16 protein-coding genes are annotated in these 17,034 nt (G+C 59.0%); 4 read left to right on the forward strand and 12 right to left on the reverse strand.

Annotated features, from left to right (window positions below; genetic code table 11):
- Window positions 1-98 precede the first annotated feature (98 nt).
- The 9 genes from M5G18_RS07290 to gspG all read right to left on the reverse strand — a co-directional run bounded on the left by M5G18_RS07290 (window position 99) and on the right by gspG (window position 10,969).
- Window positions 99-1,202, reverse strand: coding sequence for a substrate-binding domain-containing protein (locus tag M5G18_RS07290; RefSeq protein WP_273897336.1), 1,104 nt, complete (start codon window positions 1,200-1,202; stop codon window positions 99-101).
- A gap of 95 nt (window positions 1,203-1,297) precedes the next feature.
- Window positions 1,298-2,407: a substrate-binding domain-containing protein gene (locus M5G18_RS07295; RefSeq protein WP_273897337.1), complete on the reverse strand. Its 1,110-nt coding sequence runs from the start codon at window positions 2,405-2,407 to the stop codon at window positions 1,298-1,300.
- Between the two features lie 499 nt (window positions 2,408-2,906).
- A complete protein-coding gene (gene gspF, locus M5G18_RS07300; RefSeq protein ID WP_085603127.1) occupies window positions 2,907-4,118 on the reverse strand; it encodes a type II secretion system inner membrane protein GspF in 1,212 nt (403 codons plus the stop codon).
- Window positions 4,118-5,524, reverse strand: a complete 1,407-nt coding sequence (gene gspE / locus M5G18_RS07305) for a type II secretion system ATPase GspE (protein WP_039768906.1) — start codon at window positions 5,522-5,524, stop codon at window positions 4,118-4,120. Before gspE ends, gspF begins: the two co-directional genes overlap by 1 nt.
- Entirely contained in the window at window positions 5,521-7,872 is a 2,352-nt protein-coding gene (gene gspD, locus M5G18_RS07310) for a type II secretion system secretin GspD (protein WP_273897340.1), read from the reverse strand. The genes gspE and gspD overlap by 4 nt, the downstream gene beginning before the upstream one ends.
- Window positions 7,869-8,414, reverse strand: a complete 546-nt coding sequence (gene gspM / locus M5G18_RS07315) for a type II secretion system protein GspM (protein ID WP_273897341.1) — start codon at window positions 8,412-8,414, stop codon at window positions 7,869-7,871. Before gspM ends, gspD begins: the two co-directional genes overlap by 4 nt.
- The gene (gspL, locus tag M5G18_RS07320; RefSeq protein ID WP_273897342.1) at window positions 8,407-9,552 is read right to left on the reverse strand and encodes a type II secretion system protein GspL; all 1,146 of its coding nucleotides are present in this window, start codon (window positions 9,550-9,552) and stop codon (window positions 8,407-8,409) included. Before gspL ends, gspM begins: the two co-directional genes overlap by 8 nt.
- The gene (gspK, locus tag M5G18_RS07325; RefSeq protein ID WP_197868009.1) at window positions 9,549-10,502 is read right to left on the reverse strand and encodes a type II secretion system minor pseudopilin GspK; all 954 of its coding nucleotides are present in this window, start codon (window positions 10,500-10,502) and stop codon (window positions 9,549-9,551) included. The genes gspL and gspK overlap by 4 nt, the downstream gene beginning before the upstream one ends.
- A gap of 8 nt (window positions 10,503-10,510) precedes the next feature.
- The gene (gene gspG, locus M5G18_RS07330) at window positions 10,511-10,969 is read right to left on the reverse strand and encodes a type II secretion system major pseudopilin GspG (RefSeq protein ID WP_025109838.1); all 459 of its coding nucleotides are present in this window, start codon (window positions 10,967-10,969) and stop codon (window positions 10,511-10,513) included.
- Between the two features lie 146 nt (window positions 10,970-11,115).
- On the opposite strand from gspG, the gene gspI reads away from it, so the two are divergent.
- Both gspI and M5G18_RS07340 read left to right on the forward strand, forming a co-directional pair.
- Window positions 11,116-11,496 carry a type II secretion system minor pseudopilin GspI gene (gene gspI / locus M5G18_RS07335; RefSeq protein WP_273897345.1) on the forward strand — a complete coding sequence of 127 codons (381 nt, stop codon included), beginning with the start codon at window positions 11,116-11,118 and terminating at the stop codon, window positions 11,494-11,496.
- 575 nt (window positions 11,497-12,071) lie between these two features.
- Window positions 12,072-12,434: a DUF6124 family protein gene (locus M5G18_RS07340; protein WP_273897347.1), complete on the forward strand. Its 363-nt coding sequence runs from the start codon at window positions 12,072-12,074 to the stop codon at window positions 12,432-12,434.
- 682 nt (window positions 12,435-13,116) lie between these two features.
- On the opposite strand, the gene M5G18_RS07345 is transcribed toward M5G18_RS07340, so the two are convergent.
- Window positions 13,117-13,503 carry a DUF6124 family protein gene (locus M5G18_RS07345; protein ID WP_085730684.1) on the reverse strand — a complete coding sequence of 129 codons (387 nt, stop codon included), beginning with the start codon at window positions 13,501-13,503 and terminating at the stop codon, window positions 13,117-13,119.
- Window positions 13,504-14,050: 547 nt separating this feature from the next.
- On the opposite strand from M5G18_RS07345, the gene M5G18_RS07350 reads away from it, so the two are divergent.
- The gene (locus M5G18_RS07350) at window positions 14,051-14,533 is read left to right on the forward strand and encodes a GNAT family N-acetyltransferase (protein WP_273897351.1); all 483 of its coding nucleotides are present in this window, start codon (window positions 14,051-14,053) and stop codon (window positions 14,531-14,533) included.
- 32 nt (window positions 14,534-14,565) lie between these two features.
- Here the strand turns inward: M5G18_RS07350 and M5G18_RS07355 are convergent, their stop codons facing one another.
- The gene (locus M5G18_RS07355) at window positions 14,566-15,171 is read right to left on the reverse strand and encodes a peptidoglycan recognition protein family protein (protein ID WP_273897353.1); all 606 of its coding nucleotides are present in this window, start codon (window positions 15,169-15,171) and stop codon (window positions 14,566-14,568) included.
- Window positions 15,171-15,710, reverse strand: a complete 540-nt coding sequence (locus tag M5G18_RS07360; RefSeq protein WP_273897355.1) for a PAAR domain-containing protein — start codon at window positions 15,708-15,710, stop codon at window positions 15,171-15,173. Before M5G18_RS07360 ends, M5G18_RS07355 begins: the two co-directional genes overlap by 1 nt.
- Window positions 15,711-15,835: 125 nt before the next feature.
- Between M5G18_RS07360 and M5G18_RS07365 the strand changes: the two genes are divergently transcribed.
- Window positions 15,836-17,032: a patatin-like phospholipase family protein gene (locus M5G18_RS07365; protein ID WP_273897356.1), complete on the forward strand. Its 1,197-nt coding sequence runs from the start codon at window positions 15,836-15,838 to the stop codon at window positions 17,030-17,032.
- Window positions 17,033-17,034: the final 2 nt, after the last annotated feature.

A 17,034-nucleotide genomic window follows, 5' to 3' on the forward strand; every position in this document is an offset into this window, starting at 1 on the left:
CTTCATGTTGGGGGAGTATTCGCGGAACATTGACGGATGCGTGTCGCCAAAAATGGCAGCCCCATTCAGGGCTGCCATTGCTGGAACGGAGACATGATTCACAGCGGACGGCCGATTCCGTTGCAAATGGATGGGTTGTTGATATCGAGGTTGTTACCTGAGGTATTCGTGACGAAGTTGGCGATCACGGCGTTTTTGATTTTTTCTGGCATCCCCACGAAACCATGAGCACGGTTGGACGGTGTGTTTCCCGGATAAGCGTAGTGCGTAGTCAGAAAATTCCGGATTTCATTGGCGACGGCCGGGTCCTTGTAGCACTGGGAGAAAATCAGGTTGCTCGTTGCAGAAATCGCGTAGCCACTGGTGGGCCTGGCGATCACTGGCGTCCAGGAGGACGGATCGTAAGGTCTGGTGGTGGGGTACAGGATGGGCACAAGCGCCAGCGTCATATCAACGAGTGTTGGAAGAACGCCATTGACGCGAGAGACGACCGCGTTGTTCTTCACCTCTACACCATCCGGTCCCAAATAGCCGATAGAACCCTCAACGCTAGTGACCGCCGCCATGACGTCTCCATCAGCCGCCACACCTACCCAGTTCGAGGGTAACCAGGAGCCCCCATTGTTGAGAGCCCGAGTAAAGGACGAATGGATCGAGAACTTGACGGGACAGACTGCGTTCAAGTGACGCGTAAGGACTTCAGTACTGCCACTCGAACCGTTCTGGTACACAACCCGGATCGCAGTGGTGTCATTAGTTCCCAGTAACGCGCCCCAAGTGGTAGCCGAGCCGGACAGCGCATCACACAATTGCGCGGATGACAGGTTGAGCGTGGTCTGACCTGCCTTTTTATAGGCGATGGCCACCGACGTAATCACCGACGGAATCTGTATCAGCGGCCCGAAGGAAGAAGCAAAGTTAGTGTTATAGGTAGAGATTTCAGACGTTGTGAGAATGGATTCGCTCGCTGCGAAATGCACGGTACCCGTCGTTCCGAACTGTGCAGCGTTGTTGGTTAAAAAAGCGCTTTTGCCAATCCCGCTTCCCGTTGCCGCATAGCTGAAACTCGCTGGCAGAATGCTGTCTGCGGCGCCCTTGTAAAGCCTGGCCGGAATAGTTGCCCCGCCACCGGTCACCGCCATCGCCTGCCCCGAAACCAGCGCCGCCGATACCAGTGCGGCCACTCCAATACGTTTGAACATGTTCAATCTCCTTATCGAATGCCCCTCGAACGGGGGCCAAAAAAAATGGCAGCCCCGAAGGACTGCCATCCATACCGCTGACTGAAACGAGCGGCTTACAACGGACGACCGATAGCGTTGCAGACGCTGGCGTTGTTGATGTCCAGGTTGTTGCCCGAGGTGTTGGTGATGAAGTTGGCGGTTACAGCGTTTTTCCAGGCGTTAGGCACGGCGACGAACTTGTGAGCCTGAGTCGCGGCGTTGTTGCCAGGGATGCTGTAGTGAGTGGTCAGGAAGGCTTTAACGTCGGCGGCCACGGCTGCATCCTTGTAGCACTGACCGAAGATGAAGTTGGTGTAAGCAGCCAGTTTGTAACCCGAAGTCGGGTTAGCGACCACTGGCGACCATTTGGCCGGATTGGCGGCATCGACAGCAGTCGACGGAGGAGTAACCGACGACAGTGCCAAAGTTACGTTTGGCGAGGTTGGCTGAACACCGTTGACGCGGGCAACAACAGCGTTGCTGGTAGCGTCAACACCGTCCGGGCCGACATAACCGATGGAACCGTCAACGGCGTTCACAGCAGTGGCGACGTCAGAAGTGTTAGCGACGCCAACCCAGTTCGAAGGCAGAGCGATGCCACCGATACGAGCGCTGGTGAAGGTGGAGCTGGTGGTGAACTGAGTCGGGCAGACCGAGTTCAGGTGACGGGTCAGGATTTCCGAAGTGCCGCTGGAAACGTTGCGATAAACAACACGGATGGCGGTAGTGTCGGAAGTGCCCAGCAGATCACCCCAAGTGGTTTTGGCACCGGAGAACACGTCACACAGCTGAGCACTGGTCAGGTTCAGAGCAGTCTGACCAGCTTTTTTGTAAGGGATGGCAACCGAAGTGGCAACCGAAGGCAGTTGAATCAGCGGGCCGAACGAAGCGCCGTAGGTGCTGCTGTAGGTGCTGAGTTCCGAAGCGCTGAGGATCGAGTCGCTACCGGCGAAATGCACAGTGCCAGTGGTGCTGAAGCCGGCCGGGTTGTTGTTCAGGAAAGCGGTTTTGCCACCGCCGCTGCCGATGGCAGCGTAGCTGAAGTTGGTTGGCAGGATGCTGTCGGCAGAACCTTTGTACAGAGCGGCTGGCAGAGTTGCACCACCACCGGTAACGGCCATGGCTTGAGCGGAAGCCAGAGCGGCAACGGTCAGGGAAGCTGCGATCAGAGTGCGCTTGAACATGAAGAATCTCCTTTTCAACGTTGGTTGTGAACACAGGTTTTCAGGGGACTTGCATGACACTGGGAAGACTCACCGCCGACCTTCGCAAGCGGGGTCCGTGGTTAAGTCGCACTGAGAAATTCGCAGTTTCCGGTGACAGATAAAGGAAAAAACCTCGGGAGGTGCAGGCTGATTTTCGAGGGATTTTCTCGGGTGTTCCGGGGGTTGTGCGGAGTGTCTGCGGCGGGCATTTCGGGGGAATCGGCCACAGCCCTTGAAGGGCCGTTGCAGATGACAGAAAGGAGAACCCGAGGATGGGGAGAATCAGGGTCGGGTGATGCTGAGGTCTTGGAAAAAAGTTTGGATTATTTGTTGCTGTCACTGGCCTCTTCGCTGGCAAGCCAGCTCCCACAGGTTTTTGTGTTGTGAAGAAAATTGCATTAACAACACCGAACACTGTGGGAGCTGGCTTGCCAGCGATAGGGCCGGAACAGCCAACATCAACCCAACAGACACACCCCTACTGCACCAGCTGATTGATCTCGATGATCGGCAACAGCACAGCCATCACAATCACCAGCACCACCCCGCCCATCACCACGATCATCAGCGGCTCAAGCAACGCAGTCATGCCCATCGCCCGGCGCTCGATATCGCGGGACAGGGTTTGCGCCGCGCGTTCGAGCATCGGTGGCAATGCACCGGTTTTCTCGCCGCTGGCGATCAGGTGAATCAGCACCGGAGGGAACACGTTCTCCACTTTCAGCGCCGCCGCCAGGTTGACGCCCTCGCGCACCTTGGCGGTGGCCTCATTGACGCTCAGGCTCAAGCGATCATTGGACAAGGTCTGCCGCGCCGCCTCCAGCGCTCGCAACAACGGCACCCCGGCGCCGCCGAGAATCGCCAGCGTCGAGGCGAACCGCGCCGTGTTCAGCCCCAGCACAAACCGCCCGATCAGCGGCAACTTCAATACCCGATGATGCCAACTCAAGCGCGCCGCCGGGTTGCGCAAATACAGGCGCCAGCTCCAGAACGCACCGGCCATGACGCCCGCGCACAACCAGCCCCAGGCCCGGATGAAATCACTGGCATTGAGCATCGCCAGCGTCAGCCCCGGCAGGTCCTGCCGCGCCTGGGAAAACGCGCTGACCACCTGCGGCACCACATAACTCAGCAGGAAAATCACGATGCCGATCGACACCAGCCCGACCACACCCGGATAGATGAACGCGGTGAGAATCTTGCCGCGCAGGTTGTTGCGCTCTTCGATGTAATCCGCCAGCCGCTCCATCACCTGGGCCAGATCCCCGGACTCCTCGCCCGCCGCGATCAGCGCCCGGTAAATCTCCGGAAAATCCCGAGGCCGCGCCGCCAGTGCTTCGGCCAGGCGCATGCCGCTGCGCACGTCGGCGCGCACGGCGCTGAGGGTGTGGGCAATGTGTTTTTTTTCGGCCTGTTCGACCGTGGCACTCAGCGCAGCCTCCAGCGGCAGACTGGCGCCGAGCAGGCTCGACAGTTGCCGGGTGGCCCACGCCAGATCGTTGTCCGACAGCCTGGCGCTGAACATGCCACCGCCGCCGTGCTGGGAGACGTTGCTTTCCTTCTCCACCGACAACGCCGTCAAGCCACGACCACGCAGCACGCCAAAAGCCGCGCCCTGACTGTCCGCCTCCAGATGCCCGGATTCGATCTTGCCGCTGGCATCGGCGGCCTCAAAACGATAGCGATTCATCAGGCGTCCCGTGTCACACGAAGGATTTCTTCAGGGGCCGTGGCACCGCTGCGAATCCAGCGCTCGCCGTCCTCGCGCAGGCTGAACATCCCGGCCTTGCTCGCGGCCGCGCGCAACGCCTGCTCCCCTGCCCCTTGGTGAATCAACGTGCGGATATCGTCGTCGATGCAGAACAACTCGTGAATGCCGGTTCGGCCGCTGTAACCGGTGTGATTGCACGCCGCACAACCGACCGGGCGCCAGGTGCCGGGCGTGGCCGGGTCTTCCTGTTTGCACTGATTGCACAGCCGCCGCACCAGCCGCTGGGCCAACACCCCGAGCATCGACGAGGCTAGCAAAAACGGCTCGACGCCCATGTCGACCAAACGGTTGACCGCCGACACCGCATCGTTGGTGTGCAACGTCGCAAGCACCAGGTGACCGGTCAGCGAAGCCTGCACCGCGATCTGCGCGGTTTCGAGGTCGCGGATCTCGCCGATCATGATGATGTCCGGGTCTTGCCGCAGAATCGCCCGCAACGCCAGGGCAAACGTCATGTCGATCTTGGCGTTGACCTGAATCTGGCTGATGCCCGGCAGGTCGTATTCCACCGGGTCTTCCACGGTGAGGATGTTGCTGGTGCTCGCATCCAGTCGCGCCAGTGCCGCATACAAACTCGTCGTCTTGCCGCTACCGGTCGGGCCAGTGACCAGCACGATGCCGTGGGGCTGGCGGATCAGGTGATCGAGTTTGGCCAGCACCTGCGCGTCCATGCCCAGGGTTTCCAGATGCAGGCGCCCGGCCTGCTTGTCCAGCAGACGCATAACCACCCGCTCGCCATGACCGGTGGGCACGGTCGAGACGCGAATGTCGATCGGCCGCCCCGCTACGCGCAACGCAATGCGACCGTCCTGCGGCAAGCGTTTTTCGGCGATATCGAGCTGCGCCATGATCTTGATCCGCGACACCAGCGCACCGTGCAACGCCTTGCGTGGCGACACCACGTCGCGCAGGGTGCCGTCGACCCGGTAGCGCACCACCGAATGGGTTTCGAACGGTTCGATGTGAATGTCGCTGGCCTCATCCCGCGCTGCCTGGGTGAGCAAGGCGTTGATCATGCGGATCACCGGCGCGCCGTCCTGGGTGTCGAGCAGGTCGGTGATTTCCGGCATGTCCTGCATCAGGCGGTCGAGGTCGACTTCGTTTTCCGCCGCACCGACCACCGCCGCCGCACTGCCGGTATCCGCGTAGGCAGTGGCTAGCAAACCGTCGAGTTCGTCATCGCGCACCCGCTCAAGCTTCGCCGCGCCGAACTGCCGGCGTACTTCGCTGATCGACCAGCCCGGCGTCGACGGGCACACCGTCAGCACGCCGTCGCGCAGCAGAATCCGCTGCGCCTTGGCCCAGGCGTAAGGCAATGCGCTCATTGCAGCGGCACCGCTTTGATGGTCGCGCGCGGGCCGGACACCGGCGCCGGCACGCCTTGGGCAGTGGCCGGCAATTGCGGCGCCTGCATGTCCGGCATCGCCCAGTTGCGCTCCGGTTGCAGACCGCCCTGGGCGCGGCGCATGAAGTCGTAGCGGTTCAGCGTGATGCTGCGCCCCGCCGCGCTGTCGCGGATGATGTACGGGCGCAGGAACACCATCAGGTTGGTCTTGGTGATCGAGCGGCGCTCGTTGCGAAACAGCGCGCCGATTCCGGGAATGCTCGACAGCCACGGCACCGCGTCATTGCTCTGGCTGTAGCCGTCCTGCAGCAGACCGCCAAGCACCATGATCTGCCCGTCGTCGAGCAGGATACTGGTGTCGAGCGCGCGCTTGCTGGTGACGATCCCCGCCGAATTGGCCGCCGCCGAGGCGCGTTCGTCGATGCTGCTGACTTCCTGATAGATATCGAGCTTCACCGTGCCGCCCTCGGAAATCTGCGGGCGTACGTTGAGCTTCAGACCGACCTCTTCACGGGTCACGGTCTGGAACGGGTTGTTGCTGGTGCCCCCGCCGCCGGTGACGTAGCTGCCGCTGACAAACGGGATGGTCTGGCCGACAAAAATGCTCGCGGCTTCGTTGTCCAGGGTCAGCAGGTTCGGCGTCGACAACACGTTGGTGCCGCCCTTGCTCTTTAGCGCCCGGGCCAGCACTTTCAGGTCGAGGATCTTGCCGATGCCGGGGATGTCGACGGTGCCGTTGACGTAGCCGAGGTTCAGCCCTTGTGGCAATACGTCGATGCTGGTCTTGCCGTTGACGTTGATCCCGGAGCCGCCGAGGTTGGCGCCGCCGATCACGCCGTTGCCGCCGAGATTGCCGGTCTGCCATTGCACGCCGAATTCGCTGGCATCGTCCTCGCCGACCTCGACAATCAGGCTTTCGATAACCACTTGCGCGCGGCGCTGATCGAGCAGATCGATGACTTCGCGCAGGTTGCGGTACAGCGGCTCCGGCGCAGAAATCAGCAAGGTGTTGGTGGTCGCGTCCGCCTGAATGGTCACGCCGCCGGCGCTGAAGGCAACGTTCTGATCGCTGCTTTGCGCATTGCCGCTACCGCTGGTGGCGCTGCTGCCCTGGGCATAACTGCCGCCAGTGCTGCCGCTGTTGGTGGTCGAAGTCGAGCCGTTGGTTTGCGTGCCGCTCTGGCCGTTCTGCCCACCGCCCGAGTTGGTGGAGCTGCCCATGTTGCTGAGCACCGAACGCGCATTGTCGCTGGTGCCACTGTCGCTCTCGCCGGTTAATAAACCGCGCAGGGCCTGGGCCAGTTTGCCGGCCTGAGCGTTGCGCAGGTACACCACGTGCAGGTTGCTCGGGTTGCTCTGGGCGTTATCGAGTTTGTAGATCAGGTTGCGCGCCAGTTCCGTGCGCTCGGGGCTGCCGGCGCGGATGATGATGGTGTTGGAGCGCGGGTCGCCGATCACTGCGATTTTCTGCGTCGGGTCGTTGCCCGGTGCGTCGAGCAGGTCGGCAACCATCGGCGCGATGTCGGCGGCGATGCCGTTCTGGATCTGCACCACGTCGGTGTCGATCGCGCTCGGGGTGTCGATGCCCTGAATCAGTTGCGCGACCCGCGTCAGGTTCTCGGCGTAATCGGTGACGACGATGGTGTTGTTGCCCGGATAGGCGTTGATCGGGTTGTTCGGCGACACGATCGGACGCAGCACCGGGATCAGGTTCACCGCGTTCTCGTATTGCAGGCGGAACGTGCGGGTGAGCATGCCGTTGCCGGCCGGTTTGTCAGCGCTGTAGATCGGCCCGCCGAGCAACTTGGCGTCGGCCTCCGGCACCACCTGCGCCACACCGCCCACATCCACCACGCTGAAGCCCTGCATGCGCAGCGCCGCCAGCAACATGTCGTAGGCCTGATGCGCCGGCACCTGGCCTTCAGAGACCAGCGTCAGATTGCCCTTGACCCGTGGATCCACCAGAAACTGCTGACCGGTCGAGCGCGACAACGCCCGCACCACCGCTTGAATATCCGCGTCGACAAAATTCAGCGTCACCGGTTGGTCGCCCAACGGATTGGCCGGCAACGTCGTGCCCCGCGCCGGACCGCCACTGCGAGCGCGTTCGGTGATGTTGTGCAATTGCTTCGGCGCAGGTTTGACCTGAGCCTGCGCGCGCTCACGGTCGAGCACCGCGTCGCCACTGCGCTGGGTGTTGGCCAGCGGCCGGCCAAGTTCGCTGTCCACCAGCAGCGGCGGTTGATTCGGTGGCGTGGTGTTGCTGCACGCGCTCAATGCCATCAACAGCATCGGCAACGCTATGCGTTTGGATCCTGACCCCTTCATGAAGCTTCCTTAGCGCCCAGCGCCTGATCCATGCGTACGGTGCCCGACAGAGTGCCGGCGGTGTCATCGGTCGCGGCGTCGTCTGCGCGTTGCAGACGGGCCTCGACCACTTGCAGTGAAAAATTCCGGGGTTGGCTTAGCAGCCAGTCAAGCACGGCGTCGGCCGGTGCGGCGTCGAAGGTCAACTGCCAGCCGGTGGACGCGGCCGCCAATTGGTAATGGCCGCCCAGTCCGCTGGCCTGCAAGGTTTGCTGCAACGACTGCTCCAGGTTCTGCCCGTCGGGGCGCACGCTGATGTCGCGCAACAGCACTTCCAGCGCTTCGGCCTGGGCGCGCAGTTTCGGGGTTTCGACTTGCGAGGCGGCGATCTTCTTCAACGGCGGCTGAATCAACGCCACCCACACGAACAGCCCCAGCACCAGCGCCGCCATGCCGCCGACCATGCGTTTTTCCCGTAGCGCCAACGGCTGCCAACGGGCCTGCAACTGAGCATTGAAGCGCTGCCAACCGGCGCGGTATTTCGCAAGCGATGGGCTATTCATCTTCGGCTCCGCTGCTGTCGTCGTTGTCGGTGGCGGCGGTCGCCTCGCCGGCCGGGCGCAGGACCCAGCCGTCGTCATTCGGGCTGATGCTGATGCCGGCCTGGGCCAGCGTGCCTTGCCAATCCTTGTCGTTGCCCGAACGCCGGGCCTCGGGCAGTAGACTCAGTTGCAACGCGCCGTCGACAAACTCCAGACGCTGCACCGTGCCGGCCATGGACGGCATGCCACTGCCGGCCTGCAACACCAGTCGCGTGAAGTCCTGCCCCGGCGCATCCGTCGCGCCTTGCTGGCGAGCCGTGATTTGCTGACGGGCCTGTTGCAGCGGATTGAGGATCACCGGCAACTCGGGAAACGCCTGCTTCACCCTCTGCGCCATCTGCGCTTTGAGCTGCTGGCCCTGCCCGGCCTCGCGGGCGGCGTACAGGTTCAGACCGATCACCCACACCGCCAGCGCCAGCGCACAGCAACCGAGCGCCCTGCCCCAACCGCGATGTTCGGTGCCCGGTTGCTGGAGGCCGCCGTGCAGGCCCCAATTCGGCAACGGGCCTGAGCAGCGTTGCGTGTCGGCCAATGTCGATTGCACCGCTTCCGGCGCGCCGTCACCGATCCAGTGCGCCGGCAGACCGGTTTCCAGCAGCCACGCTTCGTCGATCATCGGCTGCACCTGCGCCGCATTCGGGCCGTGGCGCAGCAACAGATGCTCGTCGTGCAAGCAACCGACGCCACCAGTCATCACCGGCAAACTGTAGGCCGCCGGGTACAGGCCTTTGAGGTTCAGGCCGAACTGCCCGAGGTGCTGCAAATCCTTGCGTGCTACCCAGGCAATCTGCACCTGGCCACTTTCATTACGAGCACTGTGGGCGATGTGCATCTCGGCGCTGTCGCCGAGCATCAACGCCTGCGCCGCACATTGCACAGCGGCAGCGGTTTTACTCGTGGGCAGCGGCGGCAAATCGATACTCGCCAGGAGGCTGTCCGACGGATGCAGAAAGCACACCAACGGCTGCTTCGGCAGCGCGCCGAACCGCACGCGTTCCTGGCGTGTGACCTGCCCCTGTCGATCCAGCCACGCGCAATCCACTTCACTGTCGAGACTCAGCTCCGCCAGCGGCGGCAAACTCACGCGCAACTGGCTCATACGCCCACCCGCGACCAGATCACTTGCGGCAACCGATCCTGACTGCGATGCAGCAACGCATCGAGGCTGACCCGCCGCTGATCTCGCCGCGCCTGCCCGCGCAGCCGAAACCAGTCGCTGGTGATGCCAACCTTGACGCTGGTGATCTCCAATTGCGGCAGTCGCAGGCGATTGACGAAATCCCCGCGATTGATAAACCAGCGCCCGGCGTCACGCTCATTGATCAACGCCTGCGCCCGCTCCAGCGACAGCCCCGGCACATAAGCCGCCAGCACCGGCGCCGTGGCGGTGTTGCCATTGAGCCAGGTGGTCGCCGGAATCACCGTCAGGTACGGCGCGAGTTTCGCCAACAGCGCATCGTTGACCCCGTCGACACTGCGCAAATCGTCAAGCGTGCGCAGCATCGGCAAAGTTGGCGATTGCGGTTTGCGCGACGCGGACGGCGACGTGGCGCGCCCGCTGTCGAAAGTGTTTTTCGCCACAGGCTTGTCCACCACTTGGGCATTCAACAGGTGCGGATAAGAGCCGATCACCCGCTGACTGATGCGCCGGCTCAAGCCGCTGCTGACACCGATCAACTCGCACAAACGCTCGAACGCCTGCACCTGCGCGTCATCGATCCGCTCGTTGGCCACCAGATTGCGCAGGTTGAACTTGCCCTGCTCGTCCTCCAGCCGCCCTTCGAAACCCTGGGTGTTCAAGCGCTGCGCCCAGGGTTGATCGAGGCGAGTCAGCGGATCGCGCTGCCGCGCATCCCACAACAATTGCCGGCTGATCTCCAACCCGCCGTGCAACACCCAACGGCCCTGCACGCGCAATTGTTCGGCTTCCAGCGCCCGGGTCGAAACGCTCTGGCGGGTCAGCATGCCAGCAGCGATCACCGCGACCACCGCCGCGATCAGCAGCGCACTGATGATCGCCATCCCCTGCTGGTTCGATTGGCTGTTCATGACCGGCCTTACAACTGCCAGGAACCGATGTCGGCATTCACGCCATCGCCGTCAGGCTGGCCGTCGGCGCCGAGGGAAAAGATGTCGATCTCGCCGTTGGCACCGGGATTGAGGTACTGATAAGGACGACCCCACGGGTCATTAGGCAAGCGCTCCAGGTACGAGCGCCAGTTGCTGTTCTTCGCATCGGCCGGCCGCTCCACCAGCACCTTCAGGCCCTGGCTCTGGCTCGGGTAAGTGCCGTGATCGAGGCGATACAGCTTCAGCGCCTGCATCAACCCGCCGATGTCCTGCTTCGCCGCCGTCGCCCGCGCCTGATCCGGCCGGTCGAGCACTTTGGGCACCACCATCGCCGCCAGAATCCCGAGAATCACCACCACCACCATGATCTCGATCAGCGTGAAACCCTGCTGCCCACGAGGCATCCGGCTCGGTCGATTGGGCTGTTTGAATTGCGCGATATCCATCTCGTCATTCCCTGGCTTGATTCGATTCGACGCGCAGTGTTGCAAGAAGATATGTCAGGGATGTTGAAAATCCTCGGGTGTTTTCGTCGTCAAGCCGTCAAGCACGGGCGTTAGCGTCAAGGGCTGCCCGACCGCCCGAGACCCCGATGCGCACCCCCTCCCCGCAAGCCGGATTCACCCTGATTGAAGTACTCGTCGCGCTGGCGATCATCGCCGTCGCCATGTCCGCCGCCGTGCGCGTGGCGGGGTTGATGACGCAGAGCAGCGGGGTTCTGCGGGATCGTTCGATTGCGATGATTGCGGCGCAGAGTCGGATGGCTGAACTTCGGTTGGAAGGGAGATTACCGATGGGGGTTAAGGCGATGGAGTGTGATCAAGGGAGGTTGTTGTTGCGGTGTGAGCAGGTGATTGGGGGGGCGGAGAATGGGCGGGTGCTCAAGGTTGGGGTGCAGGTGTTTGATCGCAGCCAGGAGGGGCCGGCGTTGGCGCGGTTGGAGACGTTGCTTAGCCGCCCCGAGAATCCTTAGCCCTAAACCGTCCCGAAACGTCGGTCGGCTCGGAGATATATGAATCAGTCGTGGGACATTTCCGATAACCACCAGAGATCTAAACCAACTTGCGCATACTGCGTTGAATCCATAATCAACTCGATCACTCAGGTCGATGTAGAGCGCAAGACACCTCGGTCGGCCCCCTCTCCCTCCGGGAGAGGGCTGGGGTGAGGGCCGCTTGTTGAACCACCCGTTTACCCACCCCCAAAACCCCGTTTAAAAGACACCAACCGTAACGTCCCCAAGGCTACACAACCTTGCGCCATTACCTACGACTAAGCCAGAATCCGCCGGCTTGTGCGTCTAGTACGCGGGTCTTATCGTTCCATGGTCACTGAAAAACAGTGATCGGGTTTGGTAGCCCGAGTTAACTAGTCGCATAGCACGCCATTCGCAGACCTCCCATGGTTTGTACTTGATGGTGGCCATGCGCAGGGCACTTTCGAGTGCGCCGGGTTCCTAGTTACCGGTCTACCAACCCGCGTATTGGCCGCCACCCTTCGTTTGGTAGCGAGGGTGAAGGCTCCTTATCAATAATTAGGAGTTTCATCATGATCAAACCAACACCCAACCCACCAGAAACCGATCCGGTTTCCCCCTACCAATTCCCCGACTCCCGAACCCTCAACGAAGCCGCCGAACGCGCCCTCGACCACTATCTCACCCCACAACAACGCATCATGGGCAGCCACCACAAACACGACCCCATGTACCTGGCCAACCCGGCGTACAACACCGAATCCCTGCTGGCCAACGCCAGCGAATCACTGGGCTCGGCGAGCGAAATGCTCAACAACTTTGCTGCAACGCTAGAGCCTGCCCATCGCAAGACTGCGATAGGGATTGCGCAGTTGGTGATGTTGAGTGAGTTGGCGGTGAATCAGGCGTTGGATCATGTTGAGGTGAAGATGTAAGCGTCTGAGTGCTGTAGCTCAATAGACGAAAAGAAAATGGCCGAGGTCGTCAGGTGTAGCTGACAACCTCGGCCAAAGAGGCGGTGCAATTTTTCCGGCACGCTTCAACGACATATTGAGACATCACCCATTTCTGCCATTCACGATCTACTGCTTTTAGCCATTAGAGTCCGTTGTCTCTGCACCGAGCGTCTAGTAAAAGGGCTTATCCAATTCCCGATACTGAAGCGAATTTATGATTAATGGTCATGGTCAACGTGTTTGTAATCGATGCGGCGAGCTCATAACGGCTTACTGTCCATCGGTTGAAACGCTAGCGATCATTGGGGGCTTCCACGAGAAGGGTGATCAAGCCGTAGTAGATGAGATAGGCCGTCGAGAAAATATTGATCCGGATATCGTTTGGGAGTACTTCCGCCATCGAATGGCACCTCAGTGCGAGCAAAAGCTTGCCCACTGCCCATACTGCGCAGGGCAGTTGAGGACTTGGCGTGCGCGCCAATGCATGCATTGTTTTAGAGACTGGCACTGACGCAAAGCGGTTATCGAGCTGCCGGATGCGCCTTCATAGCCAGATAGCGGCGACGCGGGTTAAGCAACAAAAAGGGGGACTGATTGAAATGAATCAGTCCCCCTTTTCACGATTCGACTTGCTCGCGAAGGCGCCAGAATTGATACCAACTTAATCAGCAGGTGATCCTGAGGTCTGCTTCACCGGCAATTGCAAATTATCCAACGCCCGATTCACCGCCAACTCCCCGAGCATGATCAACTGCGCAATGCCCACCAACGCCCGACGCTGCGAAGCCGGTACCAGACTGGCGATGTTCTGGGCGATGGTTTGGGCCGAAGCGAGTGTTTCACTGGCATCAATCAGCAGTTCTTCGTTTTTGTTGTCCGCAGTCACGGCATACATCCCGCGGGTTCTACGTGGGGGCGGCGTGGAGCCGGGCGGACAGAGGTAATGGTCGAGCGCGCGGTCGGCGGCTTCGTGGAGTTTTCTGGAATCGATGGATTCGTAAGGGGAAACCGAGTCGGTTTCGGGCGGGTTGGGGGTTGGTTTGATCATGGTGAAGCTCCATTTTTATACCTGGTGGAACCACCAACACCTGTCGCTAAACAAGTAAGGGTGGCAGCTGTGCGCGGGTTAGCGAACCGAGAGGTATAAGACCCGGCAGACCCGAAGGTCTCCCACGCACAGCCACCATATTGTCATCGCAAAAATCTGCGACAAACGGGAGCGTCGTTGAACTTACACCTGGTCGGGTCGCTAAACCCGGTCGCTGGGTTGCCAGCGACACGTAGACGATAAAGACCAGGTATAAAGCGCACAAGCCGGCGGATTCTGGCGTAGCTGTAGGCAACGGCGCAAGAATATGTAGCCTGAGAGAGTGTCTGGAGATGTCTTTTTAAACGTTGGTGTTTATCGGAACTCTCATTGCGTCTCGGATCCCACGACAGATCCGTCCACTTGCCCCAACAAACGTAAGCGTCCGGCGAACACATCCCCCTGAAGCTGATAGGGAGCCATCGCCTTCATTGAACCGAAGCAGTAGTGGTTATGCGGAATATGTTCTCTGCATAATGACTGACCGGCCATGTTTAGGGTGCTTGTTATGCCAGCCTCCACTGATCAAAATTCCGCTGTCGTTTTATGCGCAGCGTCCAATAACGACCTGGAAGATCTAGTAGCCATCAGGATTGAGGCCATGCGCGAGAGCCTTGAACGGCTTGGACGATTTAACCCAGATCGTGCGCGCGAACGATTTGTTGCTGGGTTCGACGTTAACAGCACTCGCCGCATAGAAGTATCAGGTGATCTGGTCGGTTTTGTCGTAATCAAAGACCACCAGAGCGAGCTTTTGCTTGACCACTTGTATGTGATACCCAGTGCTCAGGGAGCAGGAATCGGCTCTGAAGTTCTTACTCAGATTTTCAGAGAGGCTGATGAGATCGGGCGTCCCATCAAGGTCGGTGCTCTCAAGGAAAGCGCTTCAAATCGTTTTTACACTCACCATGGCTTCGTGTTCGTCGAGAGCGGTGAATTCGATAATTATTATGTCCGGGCTAACGGTAATGCCGTTGATTTGGGCAACTAGGCAGATCTTGATACAAGACAAAGGGGACTAATCTATTTTATGGAAAATAAATCTGTCCCCTTTTTTCTTTTCAATGCGTCGATCAGGTGCATCAACGAAACGATTTGCTCTTGGGGAATAACGTTTGTAGTGCTGTAACCGATGCTATCCAGAGCCACCCGACCTTTGGCGACCCAATCGCCACCCTCCTCCGGTGTCGTCAGGTTTTCCAGCAGGACGATGCCAATCAGCCCTGTGTTGTATTTCAGAACACTTGAACCCTGAAGCCGAATGTCACGACCTTCAAAAACCTGCCCAGTGCAATCAATGCCGTAGTGGTAGCCAATATCGTCGTACTTTTGGCTCAGGTGTCCTTTCTGGATTTCTTGCATCTGCTCCGCACCGGGAGTGCAGCTATGGCTGCGGCCCGCGTGGTGCAAAGCGATCATGGTGTAGTCCCAATCCTTGACCATGTCCTTCTTGCCATCCAACGCTTTCCAGGACGAGCGCTCGACAAACGTAACCTTCAAATCCCGAACCCGTTTGATAATCGCCTCACGAGTAGCCGCTCGATCATTCACAGCCACCGGTATAGGGCACATGAACTCGCCCGGCTTTAACTCCTGAGCAGTTGCTTGTGTCGCAAAACTGGCGGCCATTACTGTTTCTCCGAAAATTCATGAAGCGTTCGAGCTGGGGCATTGAACGTGATGTGAAGCGAAATCTGAGCGTTGGGTGTCGGCGTCTTGATGTGCGCGATGCCATCGGCATCGGTAACGCCTGTGGTCTCGACACCGTTGACCGTCGCAACGTAGTCACGAAACGCCAACGGCTTACCCGTCTCACTGTCGGTAACACTGAACGACTGCCCGAATCGTTTCTGAATGGCGAGAGGTAAAGGAGCAATGAAAGGTGCCGGGGTATGCGAATCCCCGATGATGACAGTCCCCGAACCACCAATCACAACGTCGCCATGTGAACCTGTGGTATCGATCAGCGCAGCGTTTTTGCCATTGATGAACACCGTAGCGGAAACACCCGAAACCAGAGCACTTCCACAGGTACAGGTATCTCCTTTACGGGCGGCAGCGAGGCCGTCGAAGAACACGTCGGGGGATCCTGAGGCGATGGCCTTCGGGCCATGCCCGGGCATCGGGCAGGAGGTTGGATCAGTGATTCGTGCGGCAGGCTTTGCCATGTGCTTGACTCCCTGTCAGCGGATTGAACGAGTGCGGACTCTATCAGAAACCCTACTGTGCAAATAAATTCGTCCCCCCTTTCTAATATCGCCTTCGATGCACAGAACCTAGTAATGCCTGTCAGATGTCCGCGCGATCAGTTACTGCGACAGGTATTGGTCAGAAGAAAACACCCAAGAACCGCTGCCCCGGCCCAAAAGCGCCATTCGCAAGCGGGCGTTTTCGACCTGAAGCAACTGGTAGATCGCGTGATTTTCTTAATTCAAATAAATTTTGTTGTTCAAAATGCAATTTTTTGAGAAAAATGGCTGGTGCGGAAAAGTTCCGAAAGGATTTCACAATCAGTAAGGACAGAAAGCGGATGACTCACTCCCCCCCCTCATCGTTGATAACTGAATATAAAAGCGACAACGTTTGTCGCATCTTGGCGCTAGATGGTGGAGGTGCAAAGGGGTTCTACACGCTTGGAGTACTCAAGGAAATCGAGGCAATGCTCGGCTGCCCTTTATATAAACGGTTTGATCTAGTCTTCGGCACGAGCACCGGAGCTATCATCGCAGCGCTTATTGCTCTTGGTTACGAAGTTGACCGAATTCACGAACTTTACAAGACATATGTTCCATCAATTATGTCACGCAGAACAGCAGCCTCCAAAACAGCAGCACTTCAAAGCCTTGCAATAGAGGTCTTTAAGGATCTAACGTTTGACGACGTAAAAACAGGCATCGGAATTGTCGCCACTCGTTGGATGACTGAGCGGCCGATGATTTTCAAGGGTAGTGTATTGCAGGCCCACGGACGTACAGGAACTTTCAAACCAGGTTTCGGTGTGAGCATCGCCGATGCAGTGCAAGCTTCCTGCTCGGCTTATCCATTTTTTGAGCGGAAGATTGTCGTAACCTCTGCAGGTGATAAAGTTGAACTAATAGACGGTGGATACTGCGCAAACAATCCTACTCTATATGCAGTCGCTGACGCCACAATCGCCCTTAAAAAAGAGAGAAAAGACATTCGAGTTGTGAATGTTGGCGTTGGAATATATCCAGACCCGAAACGCGGCTTTTTAATTGGAATTGCGAAAAAATGGTTAGCAATCCAATTACTCCAAAAAACATTAGAAATCAATACACAATCCTTGGACCAGTTACGAGATATTTTATTCAAAGACATTCCAACCATTCGTATCAGCGATACATTTGAACGCCCAGAGATGGCGACCGATCTGATGGAGCATAACCTAGACAAGCTAAATATCCTCCGGCAACGTGGTAGCGAATCCTTTGCATCGCGCGAAAGTCAATTGCGCGAATTTCTCATCTAAGA

The sequence above is a fragment of the Pseudomonas aphyarum genome (assembly GCF_028657055.1).
Taxonomy (GTDB): Bacteria; Pseudomonadota; Gammaproteobacteria; order Pseudomonadales; family Pseudomonadaceae; genus Aquipseudomonas; species Aquipseudomonas aphyarum.

What these genes read in the sequence shown, in the direction of transcription:
- M5G18_RS07340 (WP_273897347.1), top strand. Translation starts at nt 12,072, where the DNA reads ATGATCAAACCAACACCCAACCCACCAGAAACCGATCCGGTTTCCCCC.
- gspK (WP_197868009.1), bottom strand. Translation starts at nt 10,502, where the DNA reads ATGAACAGCCAATCGAACCAGCAGGGGATGGCGATCATCAGTGCGCTG.
- M5G18_RS07345 (WP_085730684.1), bottom strand. Translation starts at nt 13,503, where the DNA reads ATGATCAAACCAACCCCCAACCCGCCCGAAACCGACTCGGTTTCCCCT.
- M5G18_RS07350 (WP_273897351.1), top strand. Translation starts at nt 14,051, where the DNA reads ATGCCAGCCTCCACTGATCAAAATTCCGCTGTCGTTTTATGCGCAGCG.
- M5G18_RS07365 (WP_273897356.1), top strand. Translation starts at nt 15,836, where the DNA reads ATGTCCGCGCGATCAGTTACTGCGACAGGTATTGGTCAGAAGAAAACA.
- M5G18_RS07355 (WP_273897353.1), bottom strand. Translation starts at nt 15,171, where the DNA reads ATGGCCGCCAGTTTTGCGACACAAGCAACTGCTCAGGAGTTAAAGCCG.
- gspE (WP_039768906.1), bottom strand. Translation starts at nt 5,524, where the DNA reads ATGAGCGCATTGCCTTACGCCTGGGCCAAGGCGCAGCGGATTCTGCTG.
- gspD (WP_273897340.1), bottom strand. Translation starts at nt 7,872, where the DNA reads ATGAAGGGGTCAGGATCCAAACGCATAGCGTTGCCGATGCTGTTGATG.
- gspI (WP_273897345.1), top strand. Translation starts at nt 11,116, where the DNA reads ATGCGCACCCCCTCCCCGCAAGCCGGATTCACCCTGATTGAAGTACTC.
- M5G18_RS07290 (WP_273897336.1), bottom strand. Translation starts at nt 1,202, where the DNA reads ATGTTCAAACGTATTGGAGTGGCCGCACTGGTATCGGCGGCGCTGGTT.
- gspF (WP_085603127.1), bottom strand. Translation starts at nt 4,118, where the DNA reads ATGAATCGCTATCGTTTTGAGGCCGCCGATGCCAGCGGCAAGATCGAA.
- gspL (WP_273897342.1), bottom strand. Translation starts at nt 9,552, where the DNA reads ATGAGCCAGTTGCGCGTGAGTTTGCCGCCGCTGGCGGAGCTGAGTCTC.
- M5G18_RS07360 (WP_273897355.1), bottom strand. Translation starts at nt 15,710, where the DNA reads ATGGCAAAGCCTGCCGCACGAATCACTGATCCAACCTCCTGCCCGATG.
- gspG (WP_025109838.1), bottom strand. Translation starts at nt 10,969, where the DNA reads ATGGATATCGCGCAATTCAAACAGCCCAATCGACCGAGCCGGATGCCT.
- M5G18_RS07295 (WP_273897337.1), bottom strand. Translation starts at nt 2,407, where the DNA reads ATGTTCAAGCGCACTCTGATCGCAGCTTCCCTGACCGTTGCCGCTCTG.
- gspM (WP_273897341.1), bottom strand. Translation starts at nt 8,414, where the DNA reads ATGAATAGCCCATCGCTTGCGAAATACCGCGCCGGTTGGCAGCGCTTC.